Genomic DNA, 14455 nt, shown 5'->3' on the forward strand with positions numbered 1-14455 from the left:
TGCCGCAGGGCCACGTCCTCCACCGTCGCCGGGTCCGCCCACATGCGGATCGGGACCTTCGCGCCCGGCATTTCTACGGAGACGTTCTGGACCAAGGGCTACTCCGCCACCTCCCCTGCCGACCTCGCCGAGGCGACCGGAGTGGCCAAGGGCAGCCTGTACCACTCCTTCGGTTCCAAGCGTGAGTTGTTCGCCAAGGCGTTGGACCTCTACGGCCGAGTCGGCTCGGGGGTGACCGAGGAGTTCCTCTCCCGACCGGGCACCGCCAAGGAGCGCATCCACGCGTACTTCGTGCTGCTCGTGGACATGGACCTGGACGGGCCGGTCCGTCGCGGATGCCTGGCCCAGAACACGGTCGAGGAGCTCGGCGGGCAGGACGAGGAGGCCACCCGTGCGGTGCACCGCATCGAGGAGCGCATGATCGAGCTATTCGCCGCCCGCATCGAGCAAGGGCAGCGGGACGGCGATGTCGACCGGAACGTCGACACCAGGGCGCAGGCCCTGTTGCTGCAGACCACCCTCGCGGGGCTGCGGGTCATGACCAAGACGTTCGACCGGCCAGTCCTCTACCAGATCATCGACACGGCCCTGGCAGGTCTCTGAGACACGGCACCTCGGGCGACAGCGCTTTTTTGCGCCCTGATTTTAGACCTTCAGTTCAAGAATCTGTCATTCAAGAAGGAGAGATCATGGACCTCGGCATCAGCGGAAGGACCGCTCTAGTAACCGGCGCGAGTCGCGGAATCGGCCTCGCGATCGCTCAGACCCTGGCCGCAGAGGGCGTCCGGGTGGTGGGTGCCGCCCGAACCGTCACCCCCGAGCTGGAGAAGGTCGCCGCCGCGGCCGTGTCCGTCGACCTGAGCACCCGCGACGGGGCGCGGTCAATCGTCGATCAGGCGCTCGCCACGGTCGGCGGCATCGACTTCCTCGTCAACAACGTCGGCGCGGGCGACCCGGAAAATCTGTCCCTCGACGGATTTCTGGACGTCGACGACGAGCAGTGGCAGGGGATCTTCGACCTCAACCTGTTCAGCGCGGTGTGGACCACCAAGGCGGCGTTGCCGAGCATCCTGGAACGCAAGGGCGCGATCGTGAACATCTCCTCGATCAATGCCCGCATGCCCACCGGCGCGCCGGTCGGCTACGCGGAAGCCAAGGCCGCGCTGACCCAGTTCGGGAAGCGGCTCAGCGAGGAGCTGGCGCCGCGCGGTGTCCGCGTGAACACTGTCTCCCCGGGCCCCACGGTCAGTCCGCAGTGGACCGACCCGGACCGTCTCGGCGGCAAGGTGGCCGCCATGTCCGGGGTGGGCCACAGCGACCTGCTCGCGGCTCTGCCCGGGAAGTTCGGCATCGCCTCGGGACGCCTCACCGAACCCGAGGAAGTGGCGGACCTGGTCGCCTTCCTGCTGTCCGACCGTGCTGCCAACATCCACGGCGCCGACCACGTAATCGACGGCGGCACCCTCAAGACCGCCTGACTGTTCGCCTGAGACGCGCAGCAGCCAGCTGGCGACAGACTCGGCGCTGCCGTTGTCCCGGACCATGGGATCGGTCAACGCTGCGTATGCGGCTAGCATGCTCAGTAGATCGTTCTCAGTGCAGCTGCCGTCGCCGCGGTACTCATTCCCGTAGGCGAGGCTGGTGCGAGCGACATCGGCGAGAGCCCGCGGCGTGTACTTGCGGTACGGGCTGTTCCACCACGTGTCGCTGTGCCAACGGGCTGAAGCCGCAGCGATGGCAGGTAGCAGGGCGCTGGGGCGCTGCTGCCTGACTCGTTGTACGTACTCGTGATCCGTAACCAACCGGTCGTAGAGAAATGCCGCCACGGATCGAGCGTGGCTGACCAGGGGCAGCTTTGTCGCAGGGATTTTGCTACTCCCGAAGGTCAAGCGGCGCTGAACTCGTGGGCGGGGCCGCCGCACCACTCCACCCACTGCGGGTCGTCCAAGACGGCCTCGGGGTCGGCGACGCTGGCGCCTTCGAGGAACACGATCAGGTCGTGGTCGCTGTAGGCGGTGCCGAGGATCTCGTCCCGGCCGCCGCTGTGCACGGTAACTCTCCGGCCGCCCGAGATGGAGGGCTGGTGCACGACGATCGGCGTGGTGGTCACGCCTCCCAGCGTGTCCCCCACCGGTCTCGAGGCTGGGCCTGTTGCGAAAATCGATCTTGGTCGTGGAACGACCACGCGCTGTGGCGCGTGGAGATCTGACGGACGAGCAATGGGCCAGGCTGGAGCCGTTGTTGCCGAAGGGCAAGAAGCCTGCCCGGCCGCCGATATGGCCGAGGCGACAGCTGATCGACGGCATACGGTGGCGGACCCGGACCGGGACGCCCTGGCGGGATGTGCCCGAGCGGTACGGGCCGTGGGATCGGGTCTACGACCTGTGTGCGCCGTGAGGCGCTTCGTTGTATCCCCGACTCACTCGGGAGGAACTTGGAGGAATGTTTCTGGGTCGCCTGACTTACCTGGAGGCGAAAGCCGAAGGGGACAATAGCATGTCAGGAAAGCGGTGGCCGTTTGGAGGTATCCAGGGCGGAGGGCCGCAAGACCCGCGCGATACGGCCAAGGCTGGATTGCTTGAAGCCCAATCTCCAGCGGCACAAATAGAAACTCACCGGAACGATACCTGAAACCGGTGCCCTTTCCTTGCCGGGCTCTGAAGAACGGGTTCGAGCGGCAACCTCCAAGGAGAGGGGCGTCGCCCAGTGAGGGCGGTCAAGGAGATGAGTGGGCGGCCTACGTCGTGCTCGATACGTACAGCGAAGACGTACCACGGGATCGCCTACGGGGCGCGAGCCCTACGGCGACGGAGTGCCCATAGTAGTCGCCGGAGTTGCGACCGGCCGCGAAGTCCGGGAAAGCCGGAATGAGGGCGAAGGGGCACAGGTGAACTCGACGTCCAGTAAGGGGAGGTATGCGCAATGCAGAGCGCCGAAACGGTGCTGGACGTCATCCGGGAACGCGGCAGGCGAAGCCTGCCGTTGGAAAGGATCTACCGGCAACTGTTCAATCCGCAGCTCTTCCTGATGGCCTACGGGCGCATCTACCGGAATTCCGGTGCGATGACGCCTGGGGTCACCGGGGAGACCACAGACGGCATGTCACGGGCGAAGATTGACACGATCATCGGCACACTGCGGTCGGAGTCGTATCGTGATGCAGGACGCGATCGGGCCGGAGGCTGTGATCGTGGACGACACCGGCTTCCTCAAGGACGGGGACGCCTCGGCGTGCGTGTCCAGGCAGTACACCGGCACCGCGGGCAAGGTCACCAACTGCCAGGTGGGTGTCTCGCTGCACCTGGCCCAGGACCGTGCCTCGGCCGCGATCGACTGGCGGCTGTTCATGCCTGCTTCCTGGGGTCCGGCCTTGCCGGAGGCGGATACGGCCAAGGTCGCCTGCCGTGAGCGGTGCGGGATCTCGGCCGAGGCCGCTCACGTGGAGAAGTGGCAGCTGTCTCTGGACATGATCGATGAGGCCCGCACGTGGGGCGTCGACGTTCCACTGGTCGTCGCGGACGCCGGATACGGCGATGCCACCGCCTTCCGTCTGGGCCTGGAGGAACGGAAACTGGCCTACGCGGTCGGGATCTCTTCGCGGCTCACTGCTCATCCCGCCCATGCCCGGCCGGTCAACCCGCCCTACCAGGGCATCGGTCGCCCGCCGGTGGCGAAGTACCCGGGCAAGCCCAAGACGGTGAAGGAGCTGGTGATGGAGGCCGGCCGGCAGACGGCCCGGCCGGTGTCCTGGCGAGAGGGCTCCCGGCCAGGCCAAGGCCGCAGCGGGCTCAAGCGCATGTACTCGCGTTTCGTCGCCCTGCGCGTGCGTCCCGCCGGACGCGAGATCCGCCAGGCCACCGACGGTCCGGAACTGCCTGAGCGGTGGCTGCTGGCCGAATGGCCCGCCACCGAGCCAGAGCCAGTGCAGTTCTGGCTGTCCAGCCTGCCCTCCGGGATGCCGTTGGCCTCACTGGTGCGGCTGGCCAAGCTCCGCTGGCGCATCGAGCACGGCTACCGGGAGATGAAACAGGCCCTGGGACTTGCCCACTTCGAAGGCCGCACCTGGAACGGCTGGCACCACCACGTCACCCTCGTCTCGGTCGCGCACGCCTTCTGCACGCTGCAGCGGCTGGCGCGAGCCCCAAAGACGCGGCGCTGGGCTGAGCCTCTACCAGGTCGTCCGCGAACTGCAGACACTCCTCGCCAGCTGGGCCGGGACCTGCCCCACCTGCCACCGTGACATACCCACACCGATAGAAACGTGACCAAGCCCTACTAGCCTGTCGCCGTCCCGCCCGGTGATCACCATTTGATGCGCCGCCGGACCGTCCTTGGTCACATTGACCGGAACCGGTTGCCCGGCATCCACCGCTGACTCAAGGCCGTGTGAGCGCGGGCCCCGCCAGCAGGTCGGCGGCGCGGCGGGTCTGCTTGTAGCGAACGTGCGGCCCGGTGCGGGTGCGGGTGATCAGTCCGGTGCGGTGCAGGATACCGAGGTGGTAGGAGACCGTGCTGGTGGCGAGGAAGTGCCGCTCGCTCAACTCCGCGGTGGTCCGGGTGGTGTGCAGGTCGGACAGCAGGCGCGCCCGGGTCATCCCGAGCAGGGCGTGCACCGTCGGCGCAGGGCTGGCGTCCGGAGCGGGCCGGGCGGGGTAGGCGAGCATGGGCTGCCGCCTGGCGGGTCCCGGTACCGGGTCCACGACCAGGCGCAGGTCGGCGGTGAACACCGCAGGGGTCAGCAATAGACCGGTGCTGCCGGGGATCCGCCCCTGGAAGCGGCTGGCAAGCCGCAGTTGGTCGTCGCTCCAGAACACCCTGGGATGCATCGAGTTCAGCATGCCGGACAGACCGTGCTGGACGGTTACCTGCGCCCGGTGGGTGATGTCCGCTTCCATCCGGGTGCGCAGGGCCATCCACTGCGGGGCGACGGCCGACTCCCACAGCTGGTGCAGCTCCACCGCCACCCGCTCGGCGAAGTCCCGCTCGCCCCGCTCCAAGGCCTCGCGGAGGACCACCGAAATCGGCCGACCCGCCAAGTGCACCGTGCTCACCCCCTGCGCCACGGTCTGCAACTCCCAGCGCAGCCGGGCCGAGTCAATGGTGGCGACCGTGTGCAGTTCCTCCTGCACCGCGGTCTCCGGGGCCTCCGGCTGCGGCGTCAGAAAGTCCGGCACGTAGTCGCACGAACCGCTGAACAGCGCGCGCAGCAGCACAAGCTTCCGGTCGCGCACTGCTTCCTGAACCCTGCAGCGCCACCCACCACCGCCCGGTTGCGCGTCGTCACAGAGGAGCCAGAGCGCGCCGATCACGGTGGTGAGCGGCGAAATCGCGAACCGGATGTTCGCGAGTGCGGCACGGTCCATGTCGAGGTGGATCACAGTACCCCCGTGGTGAGTTGCCGGCCGTGCGAGCGGCCGGCTCATCGGTTTCCGAACCTGATCGAATCCTTCGCGCGGCAGACCCCTCAGCCGGTTCCCTTGAGTCCGGAACGGGCGACGCGGGGCCGATCGGGGCCGCGGCGGCAGTCCCACCGGCCGGCCAGGGACGGGCACATGCCCGGTACGGGAAGCGGGAGGCCAACTTCTCAACCTGACCACCCTGGATTCAGGCCGGATCGCCGGCTGGACGACAACGAACAGCCAGCGCCATCGGAACCATCCGCACCACTCCACCAGCAAACGACTCGTCAGATCGAGGAGAGATCAGAACCGTGTTCAAGCTCCGAGCCACCGGACGCGCCATCGTCATGTCCGCCGCCGCCCTCGCCCTCGCCAGCGGTGCAACCGTCGGCCTCGGCGGGACTGCCAACGCCGCCGTCGGCGCCCCGAACCAGGCGACCACGGACTGGTTCCAGCTCTACCTGAGCAACAACGGCAACAACCCGTACTACACCGTCTGCAACCATCAGTCCGGCGCCACCACGGTCTACGTCGGCGTCACGGACTACGGGTCCGGGAGGAACGTGCTGCTTCAGGACACCATAACCGGCTGGCAGACGTACGGCACAACCATCAACTTCAACGCCGGCGGCTGCGAGTCGTTCTTCATCAAGGGCACCAACGGCCACGCTTACATCGGGTACATCAAGGCACCCGGCTACTACTCCACGGGAGTGGTGACCTACAACTGACCCCAGCGGTCGCGCCACTCTGACGTGATCAACGCCCTCCCCGACAAGCCGCGGGGAGGACGTTCTCTTGCCGCCACGCGCTCTCAGGCACGCTCCGTCCCTGGGTATCGAGGGCGGTGTGGCCGAACTCGAACTGTGCGGCTGGATCACCTCGGTTGCGGTGCAGCCGCACCAAACTCCGTAGTGGGCACCCTCGTTGGCGGCTGAGCCAGCGGTGGACGTCAGGGCGATCGCGGCGCCGGGGCCAAGGACGGCGACGATGGATCGTAGGGACGTACGGCGAGTCAGCATAGAGAGGATCCCCGTCTGGACATGACGGGAGAGCCCTATGTCCCCCGTCGGCCGCTAGCAAGCTTAGGAGTAGCGGGCGCAACCGTAGGGAGGCCAATATTGGCCATTCGGCCGGTACTTGACGCATGATCATCCCTAAATGGGCCGTGCAGCGCGCTGCACTAGTCGCACGCTGAGGCGTCCCCGTCCTTGAGGAAGCCGGTGTCATCGACGATCAACGCCTCCGGCCGGATCACGTCCTGCATCTTCCACGCCAGGCGGGCCCGCACATGCGCGGGATTCCACGGGCTGGACGTCACGAAGTGCGCCAGAGCCTGACGATTGCCGTCCTCACCCAGCCTCGCCGCCATCGGCTCCACCGACTTGCGCCGCCCGTCCAGCAGCAGCCCCCGCACATAGACCTGCCCCCACCGCCGCTGGTCAGCACGGAAGAACCCATCGAACAACCCCGCTGCAAACGCCTCCACACTGACCGGCGAACCCGTCGTCCTCGGCTGATCCCCTTCCGCGGCCGTGGCCAGGCGTGGGTGCTCCCGCACCCGATGGCGCTCGGTGGGCCCGGCCTGTGCCCCGCGCAGCTGAACCAACTGCTCCTCGGCGCTCTCGATCAGGCTGGTGATCAGTGCGCGCTGTTCAGCAGACACCGCCGAACGCCACATCGTTCCCGAACCCGGCGCCTTCTTCTCCTTGGCCAGCGCCCGCAACTGCGCGGCCATGGTCGCGGGCTGGTGCTCCTGGCTCATCCACCACGGCTCGTCGGCACGCCCGGGCGGTCCGCCTCCGCCGCGGCGCCGGCGGATGACGCTGCCCATCCAGACGATCAGCGGCCCGCCGTAGTCCTTGGCGGTCAGCGGCCCCAACCAGCCCCGCCCCACCCGCTCGCCGAGCCGACGGCAGAACGCCCCGTCAGCGGGCAGCGGCCTCGCACGCCCGGCCCCGCTGTTGTGAGGTCTCATCGATGCTGCGGTAGTCGAGTGGCTCCGACGCGTAAATAGCAGCAGTTCAGGAGGGGTGTGGGCAGGGTTGGCCCGGTGGCCGTGCTGGCCGCTGGGTGTCCTGGCGCTGGCCGTTCAGGCCGCGCCCTCCAGAGGGTTGAGGGTGACGGTGTAGCCGAGCTGGTTGAGTGCGGTGATCGCGCCGCGGGTGGCGTGTTCGGGGTCGCGCTGGGTGAAGTAGGTGCCGCCGAGATCGTGGTAGGGGACGTTGTCGGTGAGCATGTGCCAGATCGCGGTGATGATCGAGTGCTCGACGGCGACGAGGGTCTTGAGCGGGCCGCGGCGGGCGGTCAGGCGCTTGTAACGGGCCTTGAAGTAGGTGTCCTTGGTTCTCGCGACGCCAAAGGCGGCCGGACCGAGGGCGCTTTTGAGATACGGGTTGCCGGGGCGGACCTTGGCGCTCTTGGTACGGCCGGCGGACTCGTGGTGGCCGGGGCAGACCCCTGCCCAGGAGGCGAGGTGCTTGGCGGAGGCGAACCGGTTCATGTCACCGCCGGTCTCCGCGATGATCACCTCGGCGGCGGCCCGGTTGATTCCGGGGATGGTGTCCAGGAGGCCGGTGCGCGGGACGAAAGGGGGCCATCGCCTCCTCGATCCGTGCATCCAGCTGCCCGATCGCGTCGGTGAGCTGGTTGTAGTGGTCCAGGTGCAGCCGGGTCAGGAACGCGTGGTGGGCGCGGAAGCGGCCGGTCAGCGCCTCGGTCAGTTCGGGGATCTTGTTGCGGAGCCTGCGCCTGGTCAGTTCCGCAAGGACCTGTGGGTCGCGTTCGCCGCTGATGAGGGCCTCCAGCATGGCGCCTTGTCGATGGTCTTCCACTGCAACGCCGCTGCTGCGCGGCCGTGGGCGGCGACGTGCTCGCCATCGCGGTGCTCCCGAGGGATTGATCCTGACGGGTGCCAGGGTGGCAGCAAGAGCACCACCAATGCTTCTGAGTTGACCAATCACGCGCTTACCGGTCAGCTACAGCGGCACTCCGGGCGACCCACCCTGTCCTCGGGCGCACCAGCCGCAGCCACGCCATGGCGCCGGCGGCGATTGGCAGTGGTGGGCGCGTCTGCGGCAACCGCATTGGGGGGCGCTGTCAGTAGAGGCCGCCGGTCTCTTCGACGTGCTGCACGAGTGCTGCCACGATCCGTGCGCGGGTGGCATCGGGGACGAGGGTGGGTTCGAGACCTTCCTCGATTCCCCAGTCCGTGTTGAACATGACGGGGACCTCATCCGGTGCCACGTTGTTCCGGAGCCACAGGGCGACCCGGGCTGCCATGTGGGCGTTGCACTCCCGGATGGCCACGCCCTCGGGTTCCAGGCTGGCAAAGCCTTCCAGGGTCTCGTCGTCGAAAGTGATCCCGAAGATCATCGATGATCCGCGGACCGGGCCGTCTCCCTCGTCATCGATACGGATGAATGTATCCGGATTCCGCTCACGCAGCCGTGCCTCGAATCCCTCGAAGGTCAGGCCCCAGCTTTGCCCACGCGGTGGGGTGAAGACGAACATGGTGCGCAGTTCCGCGATCTCTTCCGGTTCCATAGCGGTACTTTCCTGGGGATGGGCTGGTCAGGGAACGTAGCGGGCATGGCCTTTGACGCCGTAGGCCGCCATCATGATGCGCCAGTACTGGACGGCATCTTGGTTGTTGGTGACCGTCTCGACTCCGCGCATCTCCTTGTTACGTGGGTCGTTGAGCGCGGCGGCGTACTTGCGGAGTTCCAGGCGGTCATCCTTGTAGAGGAAGTCCCTGTCGCCGGTCGCGTGGTTCTTGCGGAGGTCTTCCAGCGAGCGGTAGCACCGTTGGTTCGGCTTGTTCACGTATTTTGCCTCGACCGCCATCCCGTCGAGGTTGCGGAATCCGTCGACCATCAGCGTGTTGGACGGACTGATCCCTGCTGGGATTGGTACCTCGAACTCCGGGAAGCCCGCCACGCGCCTCTGGTAGGCCTGCTCGGCCGGCTTGCCGCCGGAAATGTCGCCCTTGCGCAATGAGTCGAGCCATGTCTGGAAGTTCTGCCCCTGGCTGGGCGTGAGCTGTGGGAACCGCGGGTCGGGAGGAATCGCCGGGGGGACCGGCTGAATGTACGGAGTGTTGGAGGGCAGTGGACGGTAAGCGGCCGGGACCAGCGTCGGGACGCGGATCAGGGGGCCGAGGAACGGCGGGAGGTTGGGAACGAGTCCGCCGTTGTCCGGCTGCGGCATCTTGACTCGCGACTGCGAGCTGTCCAGTGCGTGAGGGATGTTGCCGAGCGAGGCGATGCGCGTGTCGCCGGCTATGAGGTCGTGCAGGCCGCCGTCGTGGCCGTCGCCTCCGAAGCGCGGCTGTTCCCAGGGCCACAGGAAGTCACCGTCGAGTTCGCTGTTCTCCATGGGAAGGCGTTGTTTGGCGGTTTCGACGTGGTCGGCGTAGGCGTCGCAGGCGTTTGCGAGCATCGTGCAGGCCGTGGGGAGGTTCGCCAGGAGAGTGTCGTGGTCGCCCACTTCGCTGGGTGGTGGTGTCTTGCCGACGAACTTCTCGAAGAAGCTCTCGACCGCGTCAGCGGTATGGCCCGCCTGATCGAGGGGGGCTGTCTTCCATGCGTCGCGGGAGTCCCAGTAGGTGTCGTGGAGGATCTTTGCCGCGCTGCGCCAGGTTTTGGCGACGGCCCGCAGCTTGTCCGGCTGGCCGAGGAATCGCTCGTAGAAGAGGTACTGATCGATGCCGCTGGTCTCGCCGACGACGTTCGGCAGGTCCTCGGCGTTGTGGCTGGCGCGCGGGCTGCAATCGGGGCCGGCCGGCTGAGAACCGATCCCGGGCGTGAACGGGCTCTGTTCCAACAGCTTGGCTGCGACTTTGTCGTCATGCTTGAGGAGTTCCTCGGAGGCGCTGAGCAGGGCGCCCGCGCCGTTGGCCATCACCTGGTGGGCAAAGCCTGACTGGTCGAAGACCGACTTGACGGCTGCGGTGTACACCTTGGCAAAGGCTCTGCCGGCCGCACCGTCGCCCGCCATACCGCCATGGGCACTCAGCTCGGTGAACAGCAGGCCCACCATGTCGTAGACCAGATCCCGCAGCCCCACCATCGATCATGACGCGTTGACGAAGTTCTTCGTCTGATGCCGCAGATCCACCAATGCCCCATCCCTTGCCGACACCGGTGATCACCGTGTACGGCCGTAAACGGCAAGCTCAGGCGAAGGGATGACGATGAGCCACCAGCGCCGACATGTCCTTCAAACCGCAAGAGACTCCCGCTGCACTTGTTCCACATGCCTCCTCGAAGTCGACAGTGCCGATCCGGGGTTTCCGGTGCTGGTGGCGCGCAGTCGTCAAGTAGCTGACGGAGCAGGAGTGTCGTGGATCCAGGACAGGCCTCCCAGGTCCAGCCGCTGGCGTGTGCGCGTCACTGCTACGTAGGCCAGGCGGGCTTCGGCGTCGTCGATCGGTTCGGGTAGCGGCATGGGGCTGTTGCTGTCCTGCGGGTGCTCTTTGGGGAAGGTCTCGGAGGTGCGGTCGGGCAGAACGTCGACCACCCGGCCGGTCTCGACGTCGACCAGGATGGTGCCGTATCGCCGTCCACGGCGGAAGGTGAACTCGTCCACCCCGAGGACCCTTGGCGCCCAGTCCGGCGTCGGCGGTTCCTCCAGCAGTTCCAGCAGGCGGGTGCGGCCCGTCGCCAGGTTCAGGGTGGGCAGGTCCCGCCATGGAACGCCGGTCCGCAGCCGGAAGAGAATGCCGTTGATGACGGTGCGGTGATCCTTCCACCGGCCGCCTCGACCCGGGCTCTTTGGCAGGTGCGGCTCCGGCCGAACCCACTCCGTATCTGAAAGATCACCCGCCCCACGCGGGGCAGAACGACGTGGACAATGCCCAGTCATACGACCCATCGTTCACGGCATAGCCGCACTGCCCCGCGAGGTTGGTGGCAGGGGCCACAGCCACATGAGCTTGATAGGAGTGAGGGCCTTCTGGCCAGGTGCGGATTGCGACATCTGCACCAGCGGCCGGAAAGGCCCTCAGGCTAGGTCAGCCGGTTGGGCGGTAGCCCGACGACGGCCGGATCACGGCTGGGTTCCATCCGGGTACGGGGCGTACGGGTCGTTGCAGCCGCCGCGGTCGCCATCCCAGTCCTGGCCACCGTACCAGTGCAGCGTGGCCCACTCGGTGCAGCCGCTGGAGTTGACCTCCGCACCTGCACGCCAGGCGTCGGGGCTCGGCGTGCCGTGGGTCCACTGCGTCGGCTCGTAGTACCACTGGGTGTAGCTCGTGTTGAGGGTGGCAGATGCCAGCAGCGGCCCGTAGGGGGAGCTGACCTTGATGGTCGCCGTTCCGCCGACCCGGTTGATGAAGTCCTGGTTCCACCACCAGTAGACGCCCACGTGATCGGTGCACTGGTTCCAGTACTGCTGGACCCATCCGGCGGTGATCCAACCTTGCCAGCCGTACGGTGCCTGGTCCCCGATCCAGACCCGCGGGTTGCACGCGGTGGTCACGCTCGGTGTCGCCGTGCTCGTGCGCGGAATGTGGTGCTGCGCGGGGTGAGCCGCGCCACTGGTGACGCTGATGGTTGCGGGCGCGGCGTTAGCGGCGGTCGCCGTGGTGGCGGCGCCGAATGCGGTTCCGCCGGCGAGAGCGAGCACGGCGGTGGTCATGGCGATGGTGCGGCGGAACTTGCGTGCTCTAGGCAGTGCAGACACGGTTTCCCCTCGTCTCGTGTTGCCGGTGCGTGCGCAACGGCATTGACTGCGCGGTGCTTCTGGAGCGCCAACAAACGTGGCCGGTAGCCCAGCGGTGCCGATTGCGCCGGCCTCGTTACCGCCCCGCGCGTTGCACAGATCGCGTGCCGTGACCTGGTGTTCTGTCCGGGTCTCGGAAAGAGCCTGTCGGGTTCGCGGACGGTAGGCGATGCTTTCTGCCTCAGCTAAAAGCCTTGACGGTCGGGGGAGTCGGGCATGTTGCGCATCACGCTTTCGGCGCAGGACCTGGCGCGGATTCAGTTCGTGCCGCGGCCGGCGCCGCTGGTGGAACTGAAGCTGACGCTGATGATGTTGCAGCGGCCGGACTCCGAGCAGCTGTTCGGGCGGTGGCGACGCAAGTTACGCAAGCAGTTGCCCGCCACCACCCGGCCCCTGTGGGACCTGCTGTCGCCCTATCGCGGTGCGGCGTTCATCGATCCGGTGACCGCGGATCTGCCGACAGGTCTTGAGAGCGTCCGGTCCGCCCCGGCCACCCTGGTGCGGACAGGCATCGAGCATGTCTGGGCGCCACGTCGGGGCGCCCCTCCATCGTGGGTGCGAGAGCTCATCCGGGGAGAGGGGCCATCGCGGGAACTCCTATGCCGAGCGCTGGCCGATGCCCACGACACGGTGCTCGGCGAAGTCTGGCCCCAGGTCATGGCGAACCACCAAGCCGAATTCGCGCGCTACGCCCTCAACGCCGCCCAGCACGGAGTGGCCGGCGCGTTGAACGCCCTGTGCCCAGGCTCCCGGCTCGTCGACAGGCACTGGGAACTTGACGCCCCCTACCACCGCCACGTCACCCCGGCCCAACGAGGTCTGCTCCTCCTGCCTACCTTCCACTGGACCGCCGCCCCCCTCATCCTGGACACCGACGACCAACCAGTGCTAATGGTCTACCCCGCCGGCCCGGGCATGCCCATCGTCCCCACCCCCGCCAGCGAAGACACTCTCGCCCCCATCCTCGGCACCACCCGCGCCCACGCACTGCGCCTACTCACCGACCCCCTGAGCACTGGCGAACTGGCCGGACTCCTCGGTGTCAGCCCAGGCGCGGTCTCCACACACACCGCCGCCCTGCGCGCAGCAGGACTAATCAACACCGCACGCAACGGCCGCGCCGTACGACACGAACTCACAGCCCTTGGCACACTCATGATCAAAAACGCAGGGAAAGACGGCACCACAGCCTGAACCGCGTCTATAGCCTCGCCCGCCTACCGCTGCGCCTGCCAGGTGATCAACTGCTGGGCGAGGAAAGTGGCTGGCACTGCTGATCCAAGGGCCCTGACCAGGTGCATGGGCTCGTCAGCGCCATCGAAGCAAGGGCGCACCGTTGAGTGCATCAGGTCATCGGCCGCCCACTCGACATTGCCGTAGACAGGGTTCGAATCCTTAAAGGGCCGTCTGTGCCGCCCGTTGCGAAGAGAGCTCCCGCGCGGCGCGGTCATCCATGGACGGGCTGGTCGTTCTCCGCCGGGTGGGGCAGCCGGGAGACTGAACGTCACACTGGTGGAACCCGAGCTGGTGGTGGAAGTCGGCGTCGACGTCGCCCGCGACGCCTCCGGCCGTTGGCGCCCACCCACACGCTGGCACCGCGCCCGCCGGCAGGTCACCAGCGGGCACGGTCTGGAGCCGGGCGATGCCACTTGCCTGCGTTTTCGGAGCCTGAACCCGCAGACCGCCGACGGGCAGCCGCTGCCGCCCGGCCCTCGCGAGCGCGAGGTCGAGCGGTTCCTCGAGTTGCAGGCGATGCTGGCGATGTACACCGCGGTACCGCACTTCGTCCCGCCTGACGGCGCGTTCGACGCCGCCACCGGCCCTGCCGCCCGAGCCCGAGGTGCGGCTGCGGCTGCGGCTGCCGGCCGAGGCATGCCTGATCTTCCACGACGGCGTCGAGCTGCTGGCCGTCACCGCTGACGACGACGCCCTCCACGCCCACGCCGTCGCCCGCTTCGACGCCGCACACAACAGCCTCTTCGGCGGCGGCCTGCGTCCTGGGCGGCGTCGTCCTGGCCCGCCCCGACGACGGCACCGAGCAGTCGCTGCTGTTCAACCCGCTCGTCGCCCGGAGGCAGGTGACAAACAGTGATCGTCAGCCCTGTTTCGGCGGCGAAGCGGGCGAGCTCGAGTTTCGAGGCCCGGGTCCGGTAGCCGTTGGAGCCGCCCGCGTCGGCGGTGATCAGCAGCCGTGTCGCCTGCGGGTAGGCGGCCTGTCCCTGGCCGGACCACCAGCGGCGGATCGATTCCACCGCGAAAGCGGCGGTGTCGTGATCGGTGCCGACGTTGACCCAGCCGGTGTTCGCCGCCAGATCGTAGACCCCGTAGGGGAT

13 protein-coding genes and 6 pseudogenes are annotated in these 14455 nt (G+C 67.6%); 8 read left to right on the forward strand and 11 right to left on the reverse strand.

From position 1 onward, the window contains the following. The first annotated feature begins 42 nt into the window (after positions 1-42). Together ACWD35_RS42625 and ACWD35_RS42630 are read left to right on the forward strand one after the other, a co-directional pair. Positions 43-603, forward strand: coding sequence for a TetR/AcrR family transcriptional regulator (locus ACWD35_RS42625; protein ID WP_451356727.1), 561 nt, complete (start codon positions 43-45; stop codon positions 601-603). Between the two features lie 86 nt (positions 604-689). Continuing rightward, on the forward strand, positions 690-1478 hold the full coding sequence (locus ACWD35_RS42630) for an SDR family oxidoreductase (protein WP_451356728.1): 789 nt from the start codon (positions 690-692) through the stop codon (positions 1476-1478). 407 nt (positions 1479-1885) lie between these two features. Here ACWD35_RS42630 and ACWD35_RS42635 read toward each other — a convergent pair whose 3' ends face one another. Then, complete coding sequence (locus tag ACWD35_RS42635; RefSeq protein WP_451356729.1) at positions 1886-2110, reverse strand: hypothetical protein; 225 nt, start codon at positions 2108-2110, stop codon at positions 1886-1888. An 80-nt stretch (positions 2111-2190) separates the two neighbouring features. On the opposite strand from ACWD35_RS42635, the gene ACWD35_RS42640 reads away from it, so the two are divergent. The 3 genes and pseudogenes from ACWD35_RS42640 to ACWD35_RS42650 all read left to right on the forward strand — a co-directional run. Then, positions 2191-2397 (forward strand): transposase, encoded by a 207-nt coding sequence (locus ACWD35_RS42640; RefSeq protein WP_451356730.1) that lies wholly within the window; start codon positions 2191-2193, stop codon positions 2395-2397. Between the two features lie 525 nt (positions 2398-2922). Then, positions 2923-3156 (forward strand): annotated as a pseudogene (locus ACWD35_RS42645) (maturase); the annotation flags it as partial. After that, positions 3068-4147: pseudogene (locus ACWD35_RS42650) on the forward strand (IS701 family transposase); the annotation flags it as partial. The pseudogenes ACWD35_RS42645 and ACWD35_RS42650, both read left to right, overlap by 89 nt. A gap of 229 nt (positions 4148-4376) precedes the next feature. On the opposite strand, the gene ACWD35_RS42655 reads toward ACWD35_RS42650, so the two are convergent. Continuing rightward, positions 4377-5363 (reverse strand): winged helix-turn-helix domain-containing protein, encoded by a 987-nt coding sequence (locus ACWD35_RS42655; protein WP_451356731.1) that lies wholly within the window; start codon positions 5361-5363, stop codon positions 4377-4379. A gap of 347 nt (positions 5364-5710) precedes the next feature. Here ACWD35_RS42655 and ACWD35_RS42660 point away from each other — a divergent pair, with 347 nt between their 5' ends. Next, entirely contained in the window at positions 5711-6130 is a 420-nt protein-coding gene (locus ACWD35_RS42660) for a hypothetical protein (protein ID WP_451356732.1), read from the forward strand. Between the two features lie 458 nt (positions 6131-6588). Here ACWD35_RS42660 and ACWD35_RS42665 read toward each other — a convergent pair. From ACWD35_RS42665 to ACWD35_RS42700, 8 genes and pseudogenes are all read right to left on the reverse strand, one after another. After that, positions 6589-6888 (reverse strand): annotated as a pseudogene (locus tag ACWD35_RS42665) (transposase); the annotation flags it as partial. 603 nt (positions 6889-7491) lie between these two features. Next, positions 7492-8019, reverse strand: a complete 528-nt coding sequence (locus tag ACWD35_RS42670; protein WP_451356733.1) for a transposase — start codon at positions 8017-8019, stop codon at positions 7492-7494. Further along, a complete protein-coding gene (locus ACWD35_RS42675) occupies positions 7904-8209 on the reverse strand; it encodes a hypothetical protein (protein WP_451356734.1) in 306 nt (101 codons plus the stop codon). Before ACWD35_RS42675 ends, ACWD35_RS42670 begins: the two co-directional genes overlap by 116 nt. 289 nt (positions 8210-8498) lie before the next feature. After that, on the reverse strand, positions 8499-8945 hold the full coding sequence (locus ACWD35_RS42680; protein ID WP_451356735.1) for a hypothetical protein: 447 nt from the start codon (positions 8943-8945) through the stop codon (positions 8499-8501). Between the two features lie 27 nt (positions 8946-8972). After that, positions 8973-10469: a restriction endonuclease fold toxin-2 domain-containing protein gene (locus ACWD35_RS42685; RefSeq protein ID WP_451356736.1), complete on the reverse strand. Its 1497-nt coding sequence runs from the start codon at positions 10467-10469 to the stop codon at positions 8973-8975. Between the two features lie 423 nt (positions 10470-10892). Beyond that, positions 10893-10988: pseudogene (locus tag ACWD35_RS42690) on the reverse strand (hypothetical protein); the annotation flags it as partial. 87 nt (positions 10989-11075) lie between these two features. Beyond that, positions 11076-11264, reverse strand: a pseudogene (locus ACWD35_RS42695) (transposase); the annotation flags it as partial. Between the two features lie 183 nt (positions 11265-11447). Beyond that, a complete protein-coding gene (locus ACWD35_RS42700) occupies positions 11448-12083 on the reverse strand; it encodes a hypothetical protein (protein WP_451356737.1) in 636 nt (211 codons plus the stop codon). A 255-nt stretch (positions 12084-12338) separates the two neighbouring features. On the opposite strand from ACWD35_RS42700, the gene ACWD35_RS42705 reads away from it, so the two are divergent. Beyond that, positions 12339-13316, forward strand: a complete 978-nt coding sequence (locus ACWD35_RS42705) for an ArsR/SmtB family transcription factor (RefSeq protein WP_451356738.1) — start codon at positions 12339-12341, stop codon at positions 13314-13316. 318 nt (positions 13317-13634) lie between these two features. Continuing rightward, a complete protein-coding gene (locus ACWD35_RS42710; RefSeq protein WP_451356739.1) occupies positions 13635-14042 on the forward strand; it encodes a hypothetical protein in 408 nt (135 codons plus the stop codon). Between the two features lie 137 nt (positions 14043-14179). On the opposite strand, the pseudogene ACWD35_RS42715 reads toward ACWD35_RS42710, so the two are convergent. Then, positions 14180-14455 (reverse strand): annotated as a pseudogene (locus ACWD35_RS42715) (ISAzo13-like element transposase-related protein); the annotation flags it as partial.

The organism is Streptomyces sp. NPDC002671 (assembly GCF_053592475.1).

Excerpts from the sequence above, each read along its gene's own strand:
- ACWD35_RS42680 (WP_451356735.1), bottom strand. The coding sequence starts at position 8,945 with ATGGAACCGGAAGAGATCGCGGAACTGCGCACCATGTTCGTCTTCACC.
- ACWD35_RS42670 (WP_451356733.1), bottom strand. The coding sequence starts at position 8,019 with ATGCACGGATCGAGGAGGCGATGGCCCCCTTTCGTCCCGCGCACCGGC.
- ACWD35_RS42655 (WP_451356731.1), bottom strand. The coding sequence starts at position 5,363 with ATGGACCGTGCCGCACTCGCGAACATCCGGTTCGCGATTTCGCCGCTC.
- ACWD35_RS42705 (WP_451356738.1), top strand. The coding sequence starts at position 12,339 with ATGTTGCGCATCACGCTTTCGGCGCAGGACCTGGCGCGGATTCAGTTC.
- ACWD35_RS42675 (WP_451356734.1), bottom strand. The coding sequence starts at position 8,209 with ATGCTGGAGGCCCTCATCAGCGGCGAACGCGACCCACAGGTCCTTGCG.
- ACWD35_RS42630 (WP_451356728.1), top strand. The coding sequence starts at position 690 with ATGGACCTCGGCATCAGCGGAAGGACCGCTCTAGTAACCGGCGCGAGT.
- ACWD35_RS42625 (WP_451356727.1), top strand. The coding sequence starts at position 43 with ATGCGGATCGGGACCTTCGCGCCCGGCATTTCTACGGAGACGTTCTGG.
- ACWD35_RS42685 (WP_451356736.1), bottom strand. The coding sequence starts at position 10,469 with ATGGTGGGGCTGCGGGATCTGGTCTACGACATGGTGGGCCTGCTGTTC.